Origin of the sequence: Brevibacillus ruminantium (genome assembly GCF_023746555.1) — a bacterium.
In the GTDB taxonomy this organism is placed as follows: Bacteria; Bacillota; Bacilli; order Brevibacillales; family Brevibacillaceae; genus Brevibacillus; species Brevibacillus ruminantium.
The window spans coordinates 4,142,425-4,161,310 of sequence record NZ_CP098755.1; the positions used below are offsets into that span (position 1 = coordinate 4,142,425).

General features: G+C 54.2%; 13 protein-coding genes. 2 read left to right on the forward strand and 11 right to left on the reverse strand.

All coding sequences use genetic code 11. The features are described from left to right. Positions 1 to 20: 20 nt before the first annotated feature. The 6 genes from NDK47_RS20430 to NDK47_RS20455 all read right to left on the reverse strand — a co-directional run bounded on the left by NDK47_RS20430 (position 21) and on the right by NDK47_RS20455 (position 9,594). Positions 21 to 839, reverse strand: coding sequence for a helix-turn-helix domain-containing protein (locus tag NDK47_RS20430; RefSeq protein WP_251871605.1), 819 nt, complete (start codon positions 837 to 839; stop codon positions 21 to 23). 278 nt (positions 840 to 1,117) lie between these two features. Continuing rightward, positions 1,118 to 5,530 (reverse strand): DUF8508 domain-containing protein, encoded by a 4,413-nt coding sequence (locus NDK47_RS20435; protein WP_251871606.1) that lies wholly within the window; start codon positions 5,528 to 5,530, stop codon positions 1,118 to 1,120. 212 nt (positions 5,531 to 5,742) lie between these two features. After that, entirely contained in the window at positions 5,743 to 6,231 is a 489-nt protein-coding gene (locus tag NDK47_RS20440) for a ferritin-like domain-containing protein (RefSeq protein WP_251871607.1), read from the reverse strand. A 118-nt stretch (positions 6,232 to 6,349) separates the two neighbouring features. Continuing rightward, on the reverse strand, positions 6,350 to 7,723 hold the full coding sequence (locus tag NDK47_RS20445) for a class II fumarate hydratase (RefSeq protein WP_251871608.1): 1,374 nt from the start codon (positions 7,721 to 7,723) through the stop codon (positions 6,350 to 6,352). 105 nt (positions 7,724 to 7,828) lie between these two features. Next, entirely contained in the window at positions 7,829 to 8,143 is a 315-nt protein-coding gene (locus NDK47_RS20450) for an antibiotic biosynthesis monooxygenase (protein ID WP_251871609.1), read from the reverse strand. 155 nt (positions 8,144 to 8,298) lie between these two features. After that, positions 8,299 to 9,594 (reverse strand): NCS2 family permease, encoded by a 1,296-nt coding sequence (locus NDK47_RS20455; protein ID WP_251871610.1) that lies wholly within the window; start codon positions 9,592 to 9,594, stop codon positions 8,299 to 8,301. Between the two features lie 138 nt (positions 9,595 to 9,732). On the opposite strand from NDK47_RS20455, the gene NDK47_RS20460 reads away from it, so the two are divergent. Together NDK47_RS20460 and NDK47_RS20465 are read left to right on the forward strand one after the other, a co-directional pair. Then, entirely contained in the window at positions 9,733 to 10,626 is an 894-nt protein-coding gene (locus NDK47_RS20460; RefSeq protein ID WP_251871611.1) for a LysR family transcriptional regulator, read from the forward strand. Positions 10,627 to 10,764: 138 nt separating this feature from the next. Then, positions 10,765 to 12,288, forward strand: coding sequence for a glycine betaine uptake BCCT transporter (locus NDK47_RS20465; protein ID WP_251871612.1), 1,524 nt, complete (start codon positions 10,765 to 10,767; stop codon positions 12,286 to 12,288). A gap of 1,016 nt (positions 12,289 to 13,304) precedes the next feature. On the opposite strand, the gene coaA is transcribed toward NDK47_RS20465, so the two are convergent. The 5 genes from coaA to NDK47_RS20490 all read right to left on the reverse strand — a co-directional run bounded on the left by coaA (position 13,305) and on the right by NDK47_RS20490 (position 18,872). Beyond that, a complete protein-coding gene (gene coaA, locus NDK47_RS20470; RefSeq protein ID WP_251871613.1) occupies positions 13,305 to 14,240 on the reverse strand; it encodes a type I pantothenate kinase in 936 nt (311 codons plus the stop codon). Positions 14,241 to 14,409: 169 nt separating this feature from the next. After that, positions 14,410 to 14,898 (reverse strand): Dps family protein, encoded by a 489-nt coding sequence (locus NDK47_RS20475; RefSeq protein WP_251871614.1) that lies wholly within the window; start codon positions 14,896 to 14,898, stop codon positions 14,410 to 14,412. 132 nt (positions 14,899 to 15,030) lie between these two features. Beyond that, positions 15,031 to 16,254, reverse strand: coding sequence for a M20 metallopeptidase family protein (locus NDK47_RS20480; RefSeq protein WP_251871615.1), 1,224 nt, complete (start codon positions 16,252 to 16,254; stop codon positions 15,031 to 15,033). Continuing rightward, complete coding sequence (locus NDK47_RS20485; RefSeq protein WP_251871616.1) at positions 16,251 to 17,177, reverse strand: S66 peptidase family protein; 927 nt, start codon at positions 17,175 to 17,177, stop codon at positions 16,251 to 16,253. Before NDK47_RS20485 ends, NDK47_RS20480 begins: the two co-directional genes overlap by 4 nt. Before the next feature lie 39 nt (positions 17,178 to 17,216). Next, positions 17,217 to 18,872: a peptide ABC transporter substrate-binding protein gene (locus NDK47_RS20490; RefSeq protein WP_251871617.1), complete on the reverse strand. Its 1,656-nt coding sequence runs from the start codon at positions 18,870 to 18,872 to the stop codon at positions 17,217 to 17,219. Between the last annotated feature and the right edge of the window lie 14 nt (positions 18,873 to 18,886).

Sequence of the window (18,886 nt, forward strand, 5' to 3'; positions counted from 1 at the left end):
GGCGCCTCTCGAATTTGGGATTACGTACCGTTTCCCTTCTGTTCAAGGCCCTCGGCTTTGTTCAAAAACTGATGAATCAGCAGCGGCAAAGAAATGTGGATGGGAGGATCATAGACGCGGGGCGGACGCAGAACAATATCGGTTTCTCCGAGTGTCTGCCCTTCCTTGATGCAAATGGCCCCCGCTGCCTTTCCCCGCAAGTTGTTGCGAGGGAGGAAATATTCCATCAGCGGGTCATCCCAGGTAAATGCCGCTGAGAGCAGATAGTAGGTCCCATCAGGTACAGGCGGGATCCAGAAGGAACCGGATTGAAACACCATCGTACAGGCGACAGGTGGCCCCATCGGGATCGGCTTGGTGAACAAACCGATGCAGATGGGGCCCTCGAAATTTTCCGGGGCTGCTACCGTTCCACTCAGACCTGCATACACAGCTGGGAGAGGCGCGTGGTCCCGCTTCCTCTCGTAATAAGCTCGCATGCGTTCTTTGCACAAATCGACCTGCTGACGAAACTGTTGCGGGGAGAGACCCACCAGTTTGGCAAAACGGGTGGAAAACGTTCCATAGCTGTTGTACCCGACCTGCTGCCCGATCTCGGTAATCGGCAGGTCGCTGGTGGCCAGATACTCCTTGGCGCGATCCAGGCGCAGGGCAGCCAAGAACTGGCGTGCCGTGACACCTGTGACGGATTGGAACATCCGGTTGAAGTGAAACGGACTGTACATGGCGATTTTTGCCAGGACATTCAGCGTAAACGATGAATTCTCCATATCCTTTTTCATCGCGCCAATGACATGCGTCACAGTCTCTGTGCGCGATTGGTTCTGGGTATCTGTCACTCCATCTTCGCTCCCTTCATTCCCATTTTCGATCCTGCGCCTTTCCCGGCGTACCTATCCCGGCGTACTTTGTTGCGCTGTACGGCTGGAAAGACGATCTATGTTCTTCATGCAGGGTCTGTCCACCCGGACATCCTGCTCGTGTTCGTACTTTTTCCAATTTTTATTTTACAGGAAATGCGAACAACCTGAAACGGGCAATCTTTCATCAAAGAGGGTGTCCTTCCGTCTCAATGAGACATGGGGACACCCTCTCTTGCTAACACCCTATCCAGATTCTATCTCTTTTTCACCGTAACCTTTATCGTAGCCGTTTTGCCTCCGTAGGAAATCGCAATCTGCGTCCGATCCTTCTCTTTCGCGGTGTCCGAGACGCGTATCTCGCCTGTGGGACTGACCGAGACAAGCTCAGGATCGGCTGATTCATAGCGGATTTCATCGTCGTGCGTCACATCCACTTTTCCGCCATTGCCCAGATTGGCCGTCACCTGGATTTGCGCTTCCTCTCCCGGTTTCAGCATGAAATGATTTTCATTGAAGATCAGCGTACGCACCTTCGGCGTTTCCTCTTGTTGCTTTTCTTCACCGATCACGAGGAAGCCGGTGTGGGCCGTGGAAAATACAGCGGTATTCTTCGTCCAAGTAATACGAACCGGATTGCCCTTCTTATCCGTCAGTTTCTCCCATTTATTCCCACTATACGTAAACACATTCAGATTTCGGGTTGCATCCGCCTCTACAGGGATACCGAGCAATGCTTCTCCATTGTCCATGCTTTGTACGCGCTTGCCGTCAACGAGCAGCACCCACTCATACACGCCGCTTGCGGGCTTCACATTGCTTGCACTCTCCGGGGAGTCAACCGACTCCAGCGTGATCCCCAGCTCTTCGTCCCCATATCGGTTGATCACCTCTTCGGACAGCAGCACCCAGGCCCCGCTGGACCACTCTGCCTTGACTGCGGCCTTGCTGTCAGCCAAACGCGACATCACTTCTGCGGAAAGTGTGACGGCTGCCTCTGCCGCCTGATCACCGGCATCCTTTACCCGGATGGACAGCGTCGGTTCAAACCAGACCTGCCCTGCGTGCTCTTCCAACGCCTCCGCCAACGCTCCCAGCACGGAGAGCACAATCTCTGCCTGCGGGTCGGTCACCCGAATCAGATCGCCGCGCTCTACATGGAGCGTACCGCCTGCTGCCAGCAATGTTTCGGCTACGGACGATAGTTCTGCTGCCAGCTCCCTCGTCCTTTCTCCTACATCAAGCGGAAGTACAGCCGTTTTCAGCAAATCGTCCAGAGCGACTAACGCCTGTCGACCGGCTACCCGATCTGTCAGGTCTGTTGAACGGATCGCAGGTTCAAATACATCCTTGAGAAAATCCGTAATCAGCCGGGCCAGCGTACTCTCTTTCACGATCCCCTGATCGGCTTGTTCCACTGTCGCGCCGAGCACGGTTGTGATGGTATGAGAGATTGCAGACCATTTGTCAGAAGCGGTGATCTCCTCTGCGCGGATCAGCTTTTGCAGGCTTTTCACCACCAGATCGACCTCTTCCAGAATGCTCGCTTCATCCGTGGATACGCGAATCTTCTTCGCAGCGGCCAGATTGAGCGCCCGCTGCTTCTCCAGCGTTCCCTCTCCAGGTGACGGCCCGGAGTTGTCCGCAAGCGCAAGCTGGGCCAGGACCGGATCATGGTCACTCACTCGCCCATGGGCTTCTGTAAAGTCTGCATTGATATGGACGATCTCGACCTTTGCCCTGTCGGCCAAATGGTTGCTGACGAGAATCTGATCCAGCACCTGCGCGTTTCCTTGGTAGTTGTAGGTGTACTGCTCTCCCAGAGGAAGCTCCCCGACCAGATTAATCAATTCCTTCCCTTCCAGTGTGCGCAGCGGAAGAGAAAACGGAAAATCATTGAGGTCGCCCAACACGACGACATTGGCCTTCGGATCTGCTGCCTGGATCTCTTTGACAAAGCCGTTGACGACTTTGGCAATCTCCACACGCTGCAGCTCGCTGACCAGCACAGGAGGCTGCTGGTTGCCGTAGAGAGGGCTGTCTCCGCCTTTGGAATTAAAATGGTTGGCGATGACGATAACGGACTGATCGTGAAATAGAAACTCGGCGGCCAGCGGTTTGCGGCTGTCTGTAAACGCCGGATGGAGCGGATCGATCCGTCCCGGATTGTGCGAGAGATGGGCTTTCCCCGCTTCTGCTTCCACCCTGACGGCTGTCACCGCGTCTCCGGCCGGACGATCTGCCAGCTTGACACGCTCCGGGTTGTAGAGGAAGCCGACACGGATATTGCCTCCCGGCTGTCCGCCGTCCCGCTTGTCCTCAGGCGCTATGTCGACATAACGATAAGGCTGCCCGCCCGCGCGAGATATGGCGTCGATCAACGCCTGTGCCGATTGGCTGGCGTCGGTCACTCCGTTATCCTGCGGGCCGTTGTTGTCCTGCATCTCCACAACTGCGATGATATCGGGCTGCTTCAAATTGTGAACAATCGACTGAGCCAATCCGTTAATCTTTTGCGGCGTGTCACGGGCCGAGAAATTCTCAATGTTGTAGGTTGCGATGGTCAAACGGTCTTCCTTTGGTGTCAACGTTGTCACTTGCCGCTCAAATCCGCCGTCGATCGGCGCAGGCAGCGGTGCGATGTTGTACAGCTTGAAGTTGGCAAAGCTGTAGTCGATGATACCGACGATCGGTCCGTCAAAGGTATCCCCCACCTTCACATTGGGAGCGCCAGCCACGAGTCGGTCCCCCACAGTGATTCGCTCTGGGTTGTAGTTGTCCGCTGTGATGGGCAAACCGCCCGATGGCGTTCTCACCTTGTCAGGGTCCGCATCGTCGGAGACAATGACAAATTCCACGCTCGGCGGATTGCTAAACGTTTTGGTCACGCCTACCACGCGGGGATTGTTGACCTGGACCAGCATTCCCTCCAGACTCTCCCAGAAGTCAATCCCGTCTACATCAGGATTAAACACGGAAAAGCTGTCACTATCGATCGTCTTCGTCGGATACCGATACCCGTCCTCACCCAAAATGACTGGCTCGGGCAAGGGCAGATCTCTCATCTTGACGGTGATGCCAGTGGCCTCGATCTCGGTCAATGTCAGATCAGTGGCCTCTCTGCTTTTGCTGACGTATTCCTTTACTACGCCGCTCACTTCGACCAGATCGCCCGGGCGAACGGCTGCACTCGGCTTATAAACATAGATCCCTTCGGAGGTAAATGGATCATCATCCGGCTGGGGGTCCTGCATGTAAAAACCGGCCGTACTCGATCCGCTCTTCACAACAGCCGTCACAATCCCCTCTACGCCCGACACATTTGCTCCTTCATAGGGAGAACGATGGGACCTGCCCTGGATGTCATGAATGCGCAATGCTTCCGGCTGGCCTCCCCCCTCGCCGATCACATCTTCGGCAAATCGGGGGATCAGCTTGTACTCGTTGAAGTCATACGTCATCACGCCTGTCAGGCTCTCATAAACAGCTCCCGGCTTCAGCAGCGAGGCGTCATATGGCTTGGCGAGAAAGGTGCCAAAGGAATCGCTCAGTGTCACGTTGCCTTTGCTGTCTCGGGACTCTGCCTTTACATTGCGGATGGTGACCAGCTCGGCTTCGTACTGCTCACCGTTGTCTGCGGCGAAGTCGGTCGAGATGATTTGCTTCGGCGTTGGCACTCCTGCTTGTTTCTGGGTGATGGCGACATCGCTCGCCTTGGCCGGTTCCAGCTGGGGAAGGCCGTAATAATCATTTACCCGTCCCTTTGCTTTGAGCTTGTCTCCAATCTGAACGATCTGGCCAAGCCCGGAGGCACGAATGACCATCCCGGCGGATTCATCCTGCAGAAATACATTTGTTTTGCCTCCGGTTTCAAAAAAGGCAGTGACAATCCCTTCAACCGCAGCCAGTGTTCCCGATGCGGCCAGCCGGACTTCACTGATCGGCTGCGCTTCCGGCCATTCTTCTCCCGGTTCCCCGCTGCCTTCCCCAGGCGGTTCTGCCGGACTTTGGCTGTTTTTCGGCTGCGGTTCGGAAAGAAGGAAGTCGTCGCCGTTGTTGTCACTGTCCCAAGCATTTCCTTTCCCTGGAATCACGCCAGTGGCATTGCTTTTACGCACAATGCTTTTGGTCGCTGAAGGTGCCGGTGCGGGACTCGCTCCCTCGTAGGCATTCGCTTTCCCATAGCCAACAAAATCAACAACAGCAGGGTCGCCCACCGGATTTCCCGTCAGCGCGGTCGTGTGGTTGACCAGTGCCACTTTTCCCTGTGTCGCAGAAATATTGGTGCTGCCTGTCGCATCTGCTGCAGGCAACGCTGCTCCAACGGCACCGCCGCTCGCCAGCCGAACCAGATAGTAGCTGTGGGCAGAGATGCTGCCGGAAAGCTTCGTCACCAGCCAGTTTTCTTTGTCTGCGGCCGCGTACTGGACGGACCAGTTGTTGACCGGGACAGCCTGTCCGCTGGGGTTGTACAACGCAATGTAGTCGTGCTGAAACCGTGCGCCAGAATTGCCGCCTGCACCGTAAATCTCGCTGATTACAACATGCTCGGCCACTTTTGCCCACGTCGATGGTGTCAAACCAAGCGGTAGCACTGTCGTGATTGCGACGACTGCAGCCAGTACGAGCTGCTTCCAGGCTGTCCTCCACCTCTTCCGGGTATTGCTCATTGCTTTTTCCCTCCTCGCAGGTTTGTTCTTTCTTCTTGCATTTCCAGATTTTATAGAAGTTTTCTAAATGTTATGTGAATGTTACATGAATTTTTGCCCACTCCTCCTTTATTTAGCAAAAAACCGTCTAAAGCCACAGAATGGCTCCAGACGGTTATGACTTGGGCACTACGCAAAAAAGCTTGCCGACTCCTACTTTTTTCCGGTAGTGCTTATTTATTTTTCGCATACAGCCAATTGTAGTAGCCTGCATGCTTCAGCTCATCAGTCATAATTTCAAAGACTGTGTCCCGATACTGCTGGGGAATATACCGGTAGATCGTCCGGTACTTTTCAAAAGCCTTCAGCTCGCCCAGCAATGCCTGCTCCAGTCCGGCCAAATAGCTGGCCGGCTTGTGAAACATCTCCCCCTCTTCGATGGGGCCGGGCTGTTGACCAGACAACTGGGTATACAACTGCCGGAACAGGCGGCGATGCTTTCGCTCATCGTCACGAATGCCGGTGATGACGTCCTTCTCCTGCTGGGTGGGCGCTACACTGATCAAGTAATCGTAAAACAGCTCGTCATTTCTCTCCCCTGCGATTCCCTCCTGGATCAGTCTGATCACGACCTCTGTGCGGTCATCGTAGCGATCCATCGAGACCGGGCGAATTGGTGCATACGTCGAATAGCCATAAGGCCCGTACCAGTAACCATTCATCTATCCTGACTCCTTCTGCTTTTTTCTCTGTCAGGATATTCACCCATCGATAGAATGGCGCATGTCCGCAGGGACATTGCCACTTCTCAACTTCTCCACTGCTCCAAAGCTCGCTCTGCTATACCATTTGCTCGGGTCGGAGCGCCTCTTCAATCTCTTTTGACCAGAGACCGGCTTCCTGTATGACGCGGACAAGTGTCTTATCCTCGGCAAAGGCTTGCTTGGCCAAGGCGGCGGCCTTGTCGTACCCAATCAGCGGATTGAGAGCGGTCACGAGCGAGAGACTGGATTCCATCCACGCAGCACACTGGGCTTCATTCGCTTCCAATCCCACCAGGCATTTTTCACGCAGCATCTCCAGCATCTGGGAGAGAATGGTGAGCGACTGGAGCAGATTGTAGCCGATAACCGGCATCATAACATTGATCTCCAGCTGGCTTCCGCATCCCGTTACTGTCATTGTCGCGTCGTTGCCGATCACCTGCGCGGCCACCATGTAGGACATCTCCAGCATGACCGGATTCACCTTCCCGGGCATGATCGACGAGCCTGGCTGTACGGCTGGCAGGCGCACCTCCGCCAGACCAGTGCGCGGACCGGAGCTTAAAAGCCGCAGATCGCTCGTTACCTTGATGACGTGAACAGCCAGCTCCTTCAGAGCCGAATGCACTTCCAGCGCAGCCGAGGTATTTTGCATAAAGGCAAAACGGTTGCGCGGCTGGACAAAGGGCAGTCCAGTCCGGCGGGCAATCTCCTGAATCGCCCGTTCGGCATACTGCGGGTGGGCATTGATCCCCGTGCCGACAGCATTGCCGCCCAGTCCGATTTCGTACAATCTGGACGCGCTCTGGCGAATCCGCTCGGCCGCGTTCTCAAAGGACTGCGCATAGCCGGAAAATTCCTGTCCCATCCGGATCGGTACCGCATCCTGCAGATGGGTGCGGCCCGCTTTGATAATGCCCATAAATTGCTCGGCCTTGCTCCACAGCACCTGAACCGTTTTGTCCAGGGCAGGCAGCAGCTTGTGATGGACCAGCTCCGCCCCGGCAATATTGATGGCGACGTGAATGGTATCATTGGTCGACTGGGCCATGTTGACCTCGTCATTGGGATGGATCAACCCTTGATCGATTTGCCCGCCGAGAAGCTGAGTCGCACGGTTGGCAATCACTTCGTTGGCATTCATATTTTGGGAGGTTCCAGCCCCGGCCTGAAAAGCATCGACCACGAACTGGTCATCCCATTTTCCCTCGATCACTTCCTCCGCCGCCTGAATGATGGCGCGGGCCTTCTTTTCATCAAGCTGTCCGTTGACCATGTTCGAATAAGCAGCCGAAGCCTTGATCAAGCCCTGGGCCCGGATAAAGGCACGCGGCAGCCTCAGGCCGCTGATGGGGAAATTCTCCACAGCGCGCTGTGTCTGCGGTCCGTAAAGAGCATCACCCGGTATTTTCACTTCGCCCAAGCTGTCTACTCCGATGCGAATCGACAAGCTGTCCAGCTCCTTTCCCTTTCTTGTCGTTCGGGCTTACGTACACGCCTATTCTTCCCAGCGGCCTTTTTTTCCACTCATCAGCACACGCAGCTCTTCCGTTTTTTACGGCGTCTTGATCGCTTGCACGTCGTAGACGCCATGCGTCACCTGAATTACATGCTCCGGCTTTGGCTTACCTCTGCTCTGTCTGTGCCCTTCCAGGTGAGCCTCGCTCTTCTCCCATTTTTTCCAGGCCTCTTCCGATTCCCAACGAATCATGACGATGACTTCTTCGTCGACTCTGCGGACTTTTTTCACCAACACACTCAAATCGATAAAGCCTTCAGACTTCTCAATCGCGCCCTCCTGACGGAAACGCTCCACCACCAGATGGGAGGTGCCTTCTTTCACCGTGATGGCCTTTGTCTCAATAAACATCGCGAATCACCCTTCTTTCCAGATTTGTGCCAAATTCCTTGCTTTTATGTTAATTGAAAAAGATTATCATTGTCAATTATCGGATTTTTTTACCGATGAAAAAGCCGCCCCCGGCACAGTTTCGTGCCAGAGACGGCTTTTCCTTACGCCACCGCTCAGGTTAGCATCGGCAATACCATATTGAGCAAGAACAATCCGGCGACGACATACAGCAGTGCCGGCACTTCTCTTCTTTTGCCCAAAGCCAGCTTGATCAGCGGATAGGCCACAAAACCAAAGGCAATGCCATCCACGATGCTGTACGAGAGCGGGATCAGCGCGATGATGAGAAAGGCAGGGAACCCCTCGGAAAAATCACGCAGGTTTATGTTTTGCACGTTTTGGAGCATCAAGGCACCGATAATGATCAGCACCGGAGCGATAGCGCTGTCTGGAATCATTTTGACCAGCGGCAAAAAGAACAACGACAGCAGAAACATTAGACCCGTCACGAGGGAAGCCAATCCGGTACGCGCCCCGGCTGCAATGCCCGCAGCCGATTCTACCGTGGCAACCGTCGGGCTGGTGCCGAACAGTCCTGACAGCCCCACAGACAAAGCGCTGGCCTGCAGGCTGCGGCGAAACTTCTGCGGCTGCCCCATCATCTGGGTATGGCCGTGCACGAGTCCGATATTTTCAAAGACGATCACCATCGTCAGCGAAAAGGTAGCGACCCAAAACGGAAGCGTGACCATGCGATCAAAGGTAAATCCAGCGAAGACCTCCCGATAGGCATCCAGTGAAAGCCCCGTCAATCCCTGTCCGGGCTGAATCACTCCCAGTACCCAGGCCAAAGCTGTTCCGGTTACAATCCCGATCAAAAAGTTGCCCGGTATATTGCGAACAAACAAGACGACCGTTACGATCAGTGTGGCCAGCGTCACCCATACCTGCGGGTTGGACAGATCCCCCAGCGCCACGAAGGTAGAGGGATGTGTGACGATCAGACCGCCTTTTTGCAGTCCGATAAAAGTGAGGAACAAGCCGATCCCCACCGTAATGGCTTCTTTCAGCGAATGGGGAATGGCAGCGGACAGCACGGCGGCGGCCCGTGTAAAGGCGATGACGGAAAAGATTACCCCCGATAAAAACACGGTAGCCAGCGCTTCCTGCCAAGGCAGCCCCATGGCATGGCAAAGCGTATAGGTAAACAGAGCATTAATCCCCATCCCCGGGACCAGAATAATCGGCGCATTTGCCCAAAAAGCCATCAGCAGCGAGCCCGCAAACGCAGTCAGGACCGTTGCCAGGATACCGGCCTCAAACGGAATTCCGGCATCCGCCAAAATCGACGCGTTTACCGCCATAATATAGACAATCGTAATAAACCCGATAAAGCCGGCGATGATTTCTTGTTTCACAGTCGTTTCCTCTGCACGCAGATGAAACAGCCGTTCCAATACCTGACGCATGTCCTTTGTACCTTCCTTCTTTCTTGAGCTAACTCATGTTGTACAACCAGACTTATGCTATCATAGCTTTATCGATATGAAAAATATCTGTTTTATCTTTTTATCATATCATTTTCATATGAAAGGCAGGGGTCCCCCATGGATATCCGGCAATTGCGCTATTTTATCGCCATCGCTGAGGAAGGGCAGATTACCAGTGCTGCCCGCCGTTTGCGAATGGCCCAACCCCCACTGAGCCAGCAACTGAAGCAGATGGAGGAGGAGCTCGGCGTCTCGCTGGTGGAGAGAACGGGTAAAAAAATCTCCCTGACGCAGGCTGGCCACGCTTTGTACAAGCAAGCGCTGAACCTCGTTCACCAGATGGAGGAAGCGCTCGCGGAAGTGAAGGAGACAGGCGAGGGCGTGCGCGGCGTTCTCTCGATCGGCGTGAGCGCGCTATCCTCTTATGGCTTGCCCGATCAGATCCGGCAGTTTCAAGCCCGATACCCGTTGATCACGTACAAGGTCTGGAAAGGGGATACCCAGCTTCTCAGCCAGTGGCTAGAGCAACGGACCATCGAAGTGGCGATTGTGAGGCTTCCGCATTCGCTCGCGCATTGCACCACCATCCCGCTCGTGGAGGAGAGCTTTGTCCTGATCGTGCCTGCTTCATCACCGCTTTTCGGCCAAAGCCAGATTCAGATGCGTGACATTGCCCATCTCCCTTTGATTATGCCCAGCACACCCGGGTTAGGCATTTATGAACTGCTGGTAAAAGAGTTCGCCAGCCTCGGGGTCCATCCCCATGTCATCTGTGAATGTCCCGATCTGCCGCTCATCGTCAGCATGGTGCGGGCAGGAATCGGCTCGTCCATTGTTCCCCGTTCTGCTTGGGAAACACAGTCACATGCCCAGCTCGGCTGTTTGGAGATTACGGGCACTTCTATTGCTTCCTCCTCCGCGATCGTCTGGCAGAGTGAGCGCCACCTCTCCAAAGCGGCCCGTCATTTTATTGAGATGTTTGCTCCCGGAGCTGAGCGTTTTGGCCGCTGACACAGACTTTCATCGTTGACTTCGTTTTTCACCGCTTCCTCCATCTATGCTGGGATAAACAGGCAGCTTTCGTGGGACGCTAAACCATTGATAAAAGAAAAAACGGGAGAGCAAGTTGCATGGATCAGGAGGTATGACATGACATTAACCCTCTCGCTGACGGTGGTTATCCTGTTTGTCCTGTGGGGGATCCTCGCTCCTTCCCAGTTGACAGACACAGCAACAAACGTCCTTTCTTTCACCACGTCCAACTTTGGCTGGTTCTATCTTCTGGTTACTTTTTTCTTCCTGGTATTTGGCATTTACCTGGCGTTCAGCAAATACGGCAATATCCGTCTGGGAGATGATGAAGATGAGCCGGAATACTCGACTCTCTCGTGGTTTGCCATGCTGTTTAGTGCGGGAATGGGGATTGGATTGGTCTTTTGGGGAGTAGCAGAGCCGGTGTCCCATTACTTCTCTCCTCCGGTTGGGGTTGAAGCCGAGACTCCCGAAGCTGCACGCACAGCCATGCGCTATGTTTTTTTTCACTGGGGCCTGCATCCCTGGGGAATTTATGCCGTGATCGCGCTCACACTTGCATACTTTCAATTTCGCAAAGGAGCCAAAGGCTTGATCTCGTCTGCCTTTGCCCCTCTTCTGGGAGACAGGGTAAACGGTCCGATCGGCAAGGCCATTGACATTCTGGCCGTCATTGCCACCGCTTTTGGCGTGGCGACCTCTCTCGGTCTGGGGACATTGCAGATCACCGGCGGTTTGTCCCATCTCTTTCATGTGCCCGGCACTACGACGGTTCAAATCACCGTCATCGTCATCATTACCGTCATGTATCTGTTTTCCGCCACCTCGGGCCTGGACAAAGGCATCAAGCTTTTGAGCAATGCCAATCTGCTCCTGGCCTCCGTCCTGTTGCTGCTGACGCTCCTGCTGGGTCCCACCGCCTTTCTCTTTGACAACTTTACCAACACACTCGGGAGCTACCTGCAAAATCTGGTCTCCATGAGCATGCGCCTGACTCCCTTTACGGAAAGCAACTGGATTGCGAACTGGACCCTCTTTTACTGGGCCTGGTGGATTGCCTGGGCACCCTTTGTCGGTACGTTTATCGCCAGGATATCGCGAGGTCGGACGATTAAAGAGTTTGTGATCGGTGTCCTGTTGGCCCCGACCCTGCTCAGCTTTATCTGGTTTTCCGTATTCGGGGGAACCGCTCTGCATCTGGAAATATACGAGGGTGCTCCGATCGGTGAAGCCGTCAAAAATGACGTTTCCCTCGCCTTGTTTACAACCCTGGAGCAGCTTCCTCTGGGCTATATGCTGTCGGTTGCGGCCACTGTGCTGATCATCATCTTCTTCATCACTTCTGCCGACTCGGCCACATTTGTCCTGGGGATGCTTTCCTCAGACGGCAGGATGAATCCCTCCAACCCGATCAAAATCATCTGGGGAATCCTGCAGTCCTCTATCGCCGTCGTGCTGCTCTTGAGCGGCGGGCTGCAGGGATTGCAGACGGCCTCCATCGTGGCAGCGCTGCCTTTTGCCGTCATCTTGACTTTGCTGTGCTTTTCCCTGTTGCGTGCGCTTTCCGAGGAGGATCGCCAGCTGCGGAAAAAACGGCGGGAAAACGAAAGGAAGCTGAAGCGTCTGCTGGATCAAATGTAGCAGGCTTTAATCTCTTGAGCATACGCATGGGTGTGAACTGTGCTTCTGCATCTTCCTCGGATTAAACCTGTGCTCTTTGCACCTGCTTTGGGCTGGCCATTGCATCTACTTTGGACCCTTTGCATCCGCTTTGGGAGTAAACCCGTGGCTTTGGTACGTGTAACGGGGCTGCAGTGAGAAGAATCCTGTTCCCCTGCTTGGCTCCGTACTCCGCCCGCAAGGGGGGATTTACTGTCCGCTCCACAGCGGCTGGCGGGGGTCCGCAAAAGCCGCCTCGCTTCGAGGTCATCCCAAGGTTGCGGCCCTTTTTCCCGCCATCCCCTGCTCCGCTGAGCTGGGCTACACAGTCGCACCGCAGGGGAACAGGATTCTTCTCCGAACAAGCTGCTTCTTCCCTTTTTTTAAATGATGAAAAGCAAGTTATACCTGATGAAAATAAAGATTATACCAGATGAAGAGTCATTTGGTAAAAAAAGGAATATCATTTTCGTTGAAGAGCAAACATGATCTCTTTCCGACATCGGAGAAGCTCAACCATTGCTCTTTCGATGCTTTCGAACGATCCGATTTTCTTTATAAAAGGAGGAAATCTAGATAATTGCATCAGTGATCACGCTTCCACCCAAATATTTTTAGAATCATTTTTTAAAGCTCCGGATTCGTGAAGAAGCATGTTTCCCTGCGTTGCGACTGTGGAGCCCTGCCCAGCGAAGGGGCGATTCGCGGGAAAAAGGAGCGCAACCTTGGGATGACGTCGAAGCGTTACTGCTTTTGCGTCTCCCCCGCGAATCGCCTCGGAGCGGACAGCGAACACTTCCTTGAGGGCGGAATACGGAGCTGAGCAGGGAAACATGCTTCTTCTCGCTACAGCCCGATTTCCAAGGGATTTTTTTAAAACGGTGATAGGAGGAACAAATCCCCAATTTTTAAGCATCGATCGTTCCAAAGAAAAAAGACCTGCCGCTTGTCACAGAGACCAAACAGCAGGTCTTCATACTTGTGGTTTTTCGCAATCGCTACAGCTTCCTCAATTTCACAGTTTGAATCATATGATCTTCGCCCTTCTCCAGGATGAGCCGGGCGCGGCTGCGTGTAGGCAGGATATTTTGGCGGAGGTTGGTCCCGTTGATCTGGTTCCAGATCCCCGTCGCGACCTCATTCGCCTCCTCATCCGACAGACTGGCATAGCGTTTGAAATACGATGCCGGATCGGAGAACGCTGTCTGCCGCAATAGCTTGAATCGGTCAATATACCATTTTTTAATCGCTTCTTCCTGAGCATCCACGTAAATGGAGAAATCGAAGAAGTCAGAGACGAACACTTCTGAAATCCTTCGCTGCTTTTCGTCGAGCGGCGTTTGCAGGACGTTCAAGCCCTCCACGATCAGGATATCCGGCTCCCGCACCATCTGCCATTCATCGGGCACGATGTCGTAAACCAGATGGGAATAAACCGGAGCGGCTACTTCTGGAACACCTGATTTGACGTCGGATAAAAAAGAGACCAGGCGCCCGGTGTTGTAGCTTTCCGGGAATCCTTTGCGCTGCATCAAGCCGCGCTCCTCCAGAATGCGGTTGGGATAGAGAAACCCGTCTGTCGTCACCAAATCCACCTTAGGATGGTTAGGCCAGCGCGATAAAAGCGTTTGCAAAATACGGGCTGTCGTACTCTTGCCAACAGCTACACTTCCAGCAATACCGATAATAAACGGCACTTTCTTTTCGAGATTGCCCAAAAATGTATGGGTAGCCTGATACAGCTCCTGCGTGGCGCCTACATGCAGATTGAGCAGCCGGGAAAGTGGGAGATAGATATCAGCCACTTCCGTCAGGGACAGCTTTTCGTTTAATCCCTGCAAACAAGCCAATTCTTCGTCGGAAATGGTGAGCGGTGTGGAAGCCCGCAGTCCTCTCCACTGCTCGCGACTGAACGTAACATATGGTGATGCCATCGGAACCGTACATCCTTTCTCGATCAAGTCCAATCTTCCGGTAATCCCCCATAGTGTAACACCCGGCACCTGCTCTTGGAAACAATTGATTGCACTTCCGGATGAAAAAACCCGCCGCCGGGTATCGGCAGACGGGTAGTCTGTAAGTGACAGGCAAGGCTCGTTATGATTAGCGAGCGCCCGCACCAACCGGTGTTTTTTGCGGAGGCAAAGTGACCGGCTGGCCGAGAAAAGCCTGAAGCATCCATACATGTTTTTGCAGACTGGTGCTGATTCCGAGAAACATGTCTGCTGTTGATTCGTCGTGCTCATTCTCAGCTAGAGTCATCCCTTCCTCCAGTTCGCTGACAACCTGCTGAAAATCCGCCACGACCGCTTGCACCATCGCCTCAGCCGACTCGTTTCCGGCTGCTTCTTTCAGGCTCGTCGCCTGCAGACAGGCACTCATCGTGGAGACGGGCTTTCCGCCGATCGCGAGAAGACGCTCAGCCAGTTCGTCGACATAACCGGCCGCTTCGTTGTACAACTCCTCAAACTTGGCGTGGAGGGTAAAAAATTGGGACCCGTTGACGTACCAATGGCAGTGATGGAGCTTTATGTAGAGAACGGACCAGTTGGCGATCTGTCTGTTCAATACATCTTGCACAGAACGGCTCATGTCTCATACATCCTTTCGGGATAGTTTCAACAAATAGTTTCCCGACCTGAGCCGTTGATTATTCCTGTTTGCCATTTTGCCCGCCGATCCCCCCTGCCAGAAAGCGCCTTCCTGCCTGGTTCCTCTCGCTCTTTAGACTGGATTGCTCTCCAGGAGGGAGGCCTCTGCTTGCGCTTGCAGGAAAGACAGAGCGTTGTACACTTGCATGGCCACACCGACTGCCAGACAGCTTTCATCCAGATTGAAGCGGGGGTGGTGAAGCGGATAGACGCAGCCAGTCTGATCGTTTCGACAGCCTAGCTGGAAAAAGGCTGCCGGGGCCTGTTCCGCAAAGAAGGCAAAATCCTCGACGCCCATACTGGCTGCCTCCAGTACCGATACATGCTCCTTCCCCAACAGCTCTTCTCCGCACTGCTTTACCAAATCCACCATCCGGTTGTCGTTGATCAGAGCCGTATACCCTTCCTCCAGCGAAACAATCGCTTCTCCGCCCAGACTTCGGGCAGTTAGCTCGGCTACCTCCCGCACACGTTCTTTGACCAGGGTACGGGTGTGCCTGTTCATTGTGCGGATCGTCCCCGTCAGCTTTACTTCACGGGCCAGGATATTGCCTTGTGTCCCTCCCTGGATGACACCCAGGGTGACGACGGCTGCTTCCCGCGGATCAACATTGCGGCTGACGATGGTCTGCAAAGCGGTGATGACATGCGCTGCGATCACGATCGCATCCCGCCCTTTATGAGGATAAGCACCGTGGCCATTTTCCCCTTTCACGAGGATATTCAGCGTATCGGATGCTGCATTCACCTGCCCGTACTTTACCGCAATCTGCCCTGCCGGCAGCTCTGGAGCCACATGCAGCCCGAATACGGCATCGACACGCGGATTTTCCATCACTCCTGCTTCGATCATTGGAACAGCTCCGCCAACCGTCTCCTCAGCGGGCTGGAAAAACAGCTTGATTACCCCGGAAATTTTCGCTCTTTGCTCCTGCAGCAGCTTGGCGGCGCCGAGCAGCACCGTGGTGTGGGCATCATGTCCGCAGGCGTGCATTTTTCCCGGAACCTTGGAGCGATATGGTACGTCGTTTTCCTCTTCGATAGGAAGCGCGTCGATGTCTCCCCGCAAAGCAACCACCGCTCCCGGCCTGTGGCCTTCGATCAGGCCGACCACGCCTGTGCCCGCCACCACCTGATAAGGAATGTCCATCTCCTCCAGGTAGTGGATGATTTGATCTCGCGTCCGAAATTCCTCCATGCCAAACTCCGGGTATTGATGAAAATCCCGCCGTACTTCGGTCACCCACGGCAAAATCGCCTGCGCCTGCTTCCAAATCGCCTGAGGATCGATCTTCATCGTGTCAGACCCTCCTCGATTACCAGCTTGCAAGCATCCGCATCCAACCGGGCATGAACGCCGAACGGCAGCGCGATATTGCATTTCCCATGGCCAGACTGTACGTTCCAAATCATCGGTTTTTGATACGGGACCACGATATTCATAAAGACATCGAGCACAGAGAATCCTTCCTTTTTCGGGACGCAGTTTTCCCAGGTGCCAAGGATGATCCCCGCGCATTCCTCAAATGCACCGGAGAGGGCGAGCTGCATCAGCATGCGATCAATCCGGTATGGCTCTTCGTCAACGTCCTCCAGAAACAGCAGCCTGCCCCGCGTATCCAACTGATAAGGGGTCCCAGCCAGCGCAGCCACCAGTGAGAGATTGCCGCCGACGATGGGACCGCAGGCCTCGCCGCCGACCAGACAGGTGATCTGCTCTCCCTCCGGGTTGATGATCTCCCCCAGCGGATCAGAGGACGTCATCGCCCGCAGCAGGTAATCGCGAGACCACGGGTCCAGTTCACTGGCAATCCCTGAAGAGGCCATCGGGCCATGCAGGGTGGCCAGCCCCGCTTCCTGCATAAAAACGGTATGCAGTGCCGTGATGTCGCTGTACCCGATGAACAGCTTGGGATTAGCCGCGATACAGTCATAATCCAGCAGCGTCAGGAGCTGCGGTGTTCCGTATCCCCCGCGAAGACAGAGGATCGCGTCTACCTCTGGATCGGCAAACATCCTGTTGATTTCTTCTGCTCGAAGGTGCGGATGTCCAGCCAAGTAACCGCCAAACGACTGCCCGCAGCTTTCTCCCGTTTTGACCCGGAAGCCCAGTGCCTCCAGATCAGACTGCGCTTTTGCCAAAATCTCCGGTGTGGTTGGGCTTGACGGCGCTGTCAGTCCAATCATGTCACCGACGCGGAGAGCTCTTCCTTTTTTCATCGCGATTTGCTCCTCTCAGTGCTTCTAGCCTTCTTCTCTTTACTCTTTATACGCCCATTTAAAGTCAATCTTGCTCAGCGGGTCAACCCGAACCCCCTTTACTTTTTCACTTTGCACCCAAGCGTTGACGTCGCTGAAAATCCCCGTCAACGGCATCTCTTCCATCAAAAGCGTCTCGGCCTCCAGCAGGGTTTGCTTCCGTTTCTGGTCATCTCCCTCCCTATACGATTTTTTGATCAAATCCGTATAGGTCGGATTGTGCCAGCGGGTGATATTGCTGGAGCTGTATTTCTCGATAAATTTTTGCAAGAAGTTGACAGGATCATTGTAGTCGGCAGTCCAGCTTGAACGGGTTATCACAAAGTTCCCCTGCTCCTGATCGTCCAGGTACACCTTGGTCTCTTTGTTGATCAGCTTTACATCCACGCCCAGCTCTTTTTTCCAGACCGCCTGCAGGGCTTCAGCAATCGCTTTGTTGCGATCAGAGGTATTGTACAGATACGAGATCTCCGGCAGCTTGGTCATGCCCAGCTCCTTCATGCCTTCTGCCAGCAGCTTGCGTGCCTCTTCCGGCTGGTTGTCGGCGAAAAAGCCCTCCGGTTTGAGCGACGCCGTGATCGGGGTGATGCCCATAAGCGGCGTTTGGCCGGCCTGACCGATGTTGTCGGCGATCTCCTTGCGATTGATTGCGTAGGCAAAAGCTTTGCGTACCTTGACATTGGTAAATGGCGGCTTCTCTGCATTAAACCGGATATAGTAAGAAGTCGCTTTTGGCTTGGTGACCAGCTTCCCCTCCTGGTGCAGCGGGCCAACTGCATCGACAGGCAAACCGCTGATCGGCCCGCCTGCCCAGTCCAGATCGCCGTTTTGGAACATGGCCAGCTCCGTATTGGCATCTTCAATCATGGAAAATTCAATGCGCTCCAGTTTGACGACGTCTGCCTCCCAATACTGGTCATTCTTGACAAGAGTCAGCTTGTTTTTATGTTCCCAAGTCTCCAGCTTGAACGGCCCATTGCCGACCAGGGTTTTCGAGTCTTTGGCCCAGTCCGGATTGGACTCCACCACTTTCTTGTTGATCGGCATGAGGAACGAAACCAGCGTCGGGAAAAAGGGCATCGGGTGTTCCAGGATTATCTCCAGGGTCTTGTCATCCAGCGCCTTCACCCCAATATCATCGCGCTGCGCTTGTCCAGCCGTAAAGGCCTGTGCGTTTTTCAGGCTGTAAAACTGGTACGCGGCCTGTGAGCCTGTTTTCGGGTCCAAGGCGTGCTTCCAAGCGAATTCAAAATCATGGGCTGTGACCGGATCGCCGTTGCTCCACAAGGCATCCCGCAACGTAAAGGTATACGTCGTCTTGTCGTCCGATACCTTCATATCGGACGCGATGGAATTGAGCGGATTTCCGTTTTCGTCCAGCCGCGTCAAGCCATCAAAGATCGCACGGATGACAGCCCCGGAGACCGTATCCTCTGCAAACGTCGGATCAAGCGTAGCGGGCTCCTCCATATTCATTCTGAGCACTTTCGCTTCTGCCTTGCCTGTTTCCTTAGCTGGTGTCGAAGCAGACTGCGGCGTTTCTGTAGTTTTCGGTGCTGGTGTGACAGCCGGAGAGGAGCTGCTGCCAGAACACCCGCTCATGATCATTGCTGTTGCCACCAAAGTGCCGAGTAGGAACGAAAAATACCGTTTCATGCTAGTCATCCTCC

Bases quoted from the DNA above. Each gene is read 5' to 3' on its own strand.
- NDK47_RS20485 (WP_251871616.1), bottom strand. From the start codon at position 17,177: ATGAAAAAAGGAAGAGCTCTCCGCGTCGGTGACATGATTGGACTGACA.
- NDK47_RS20465 (WP_251871612.1), top strand. From the start codon at position 10,765: ATGACATTAACCCTCTCGCTGACGGTGGTTATCCTGTTTGTCCTGTGG.
- NDK47_RS20480 (WP_251871615.1), bottom strand. From the start codon at position 16,254: ATGAAGATCGATCCTCAGGCGATTTGGAAGCAGGCGCAGGCGATTTTG.
- NDK47_RS20455 (WP_251871610.1), bottom strand. From the start codon at position 9,594: ATGCGTCAGGTATTGGAACGGCTGTTTCATCTGCGTGCAGAGGAAACG.
- NDK47_RS20460 (WP_251871611.1), top strand. From the start codon at position 9,733: ATGGATATCCGGCAATTGCGCTATTTTATCGCCATCGCTGAGGAAGGG.
- NDK47_RS20435 (WP_251871606.1), bottom strand. From the start codon at position 5,530: ATGAGCAATACCCGGAAGAGGTGGAGGACAGCCTGGAAGCAGCTCGTA.
- NDK47_RS20475 (WP_251871614.1), bottom strand. From the start codon at position 14,898: ATGAGCCGTTCTGTGCAAGATGTATTGAACAGACAGATCGCCAACTGG.
- NDK47_RS20450 (WP_251871609.1), bottom strand. From the start codon at position 8,143: ATGTTTATTGAGACAAAGGCCATCACGGTGAAAGAAGGCACCTCCCAT.
- NDK47_RS20440 (WP_251871607.1), bottom strand. From the start codon at position 6,231: ATGAATGGTTACTGGTACGGGCCTTATGGCTATTCGACGTATGCACCA.
- coaA (WP_251871613.1), bottom strand. From the start codon at position 14,240: ATGGCATCACCATATGTTACGTTCAGTCGCGAGCAGTGGAGAGGACTG.
- NDK47_RS20490 (WP_251871617.1), bottom strand. From the start codon at position 18,872: ATGAAACGGTATTTTTCGTTCCTACTCGGCACTTTGGTGGCAACAGCA.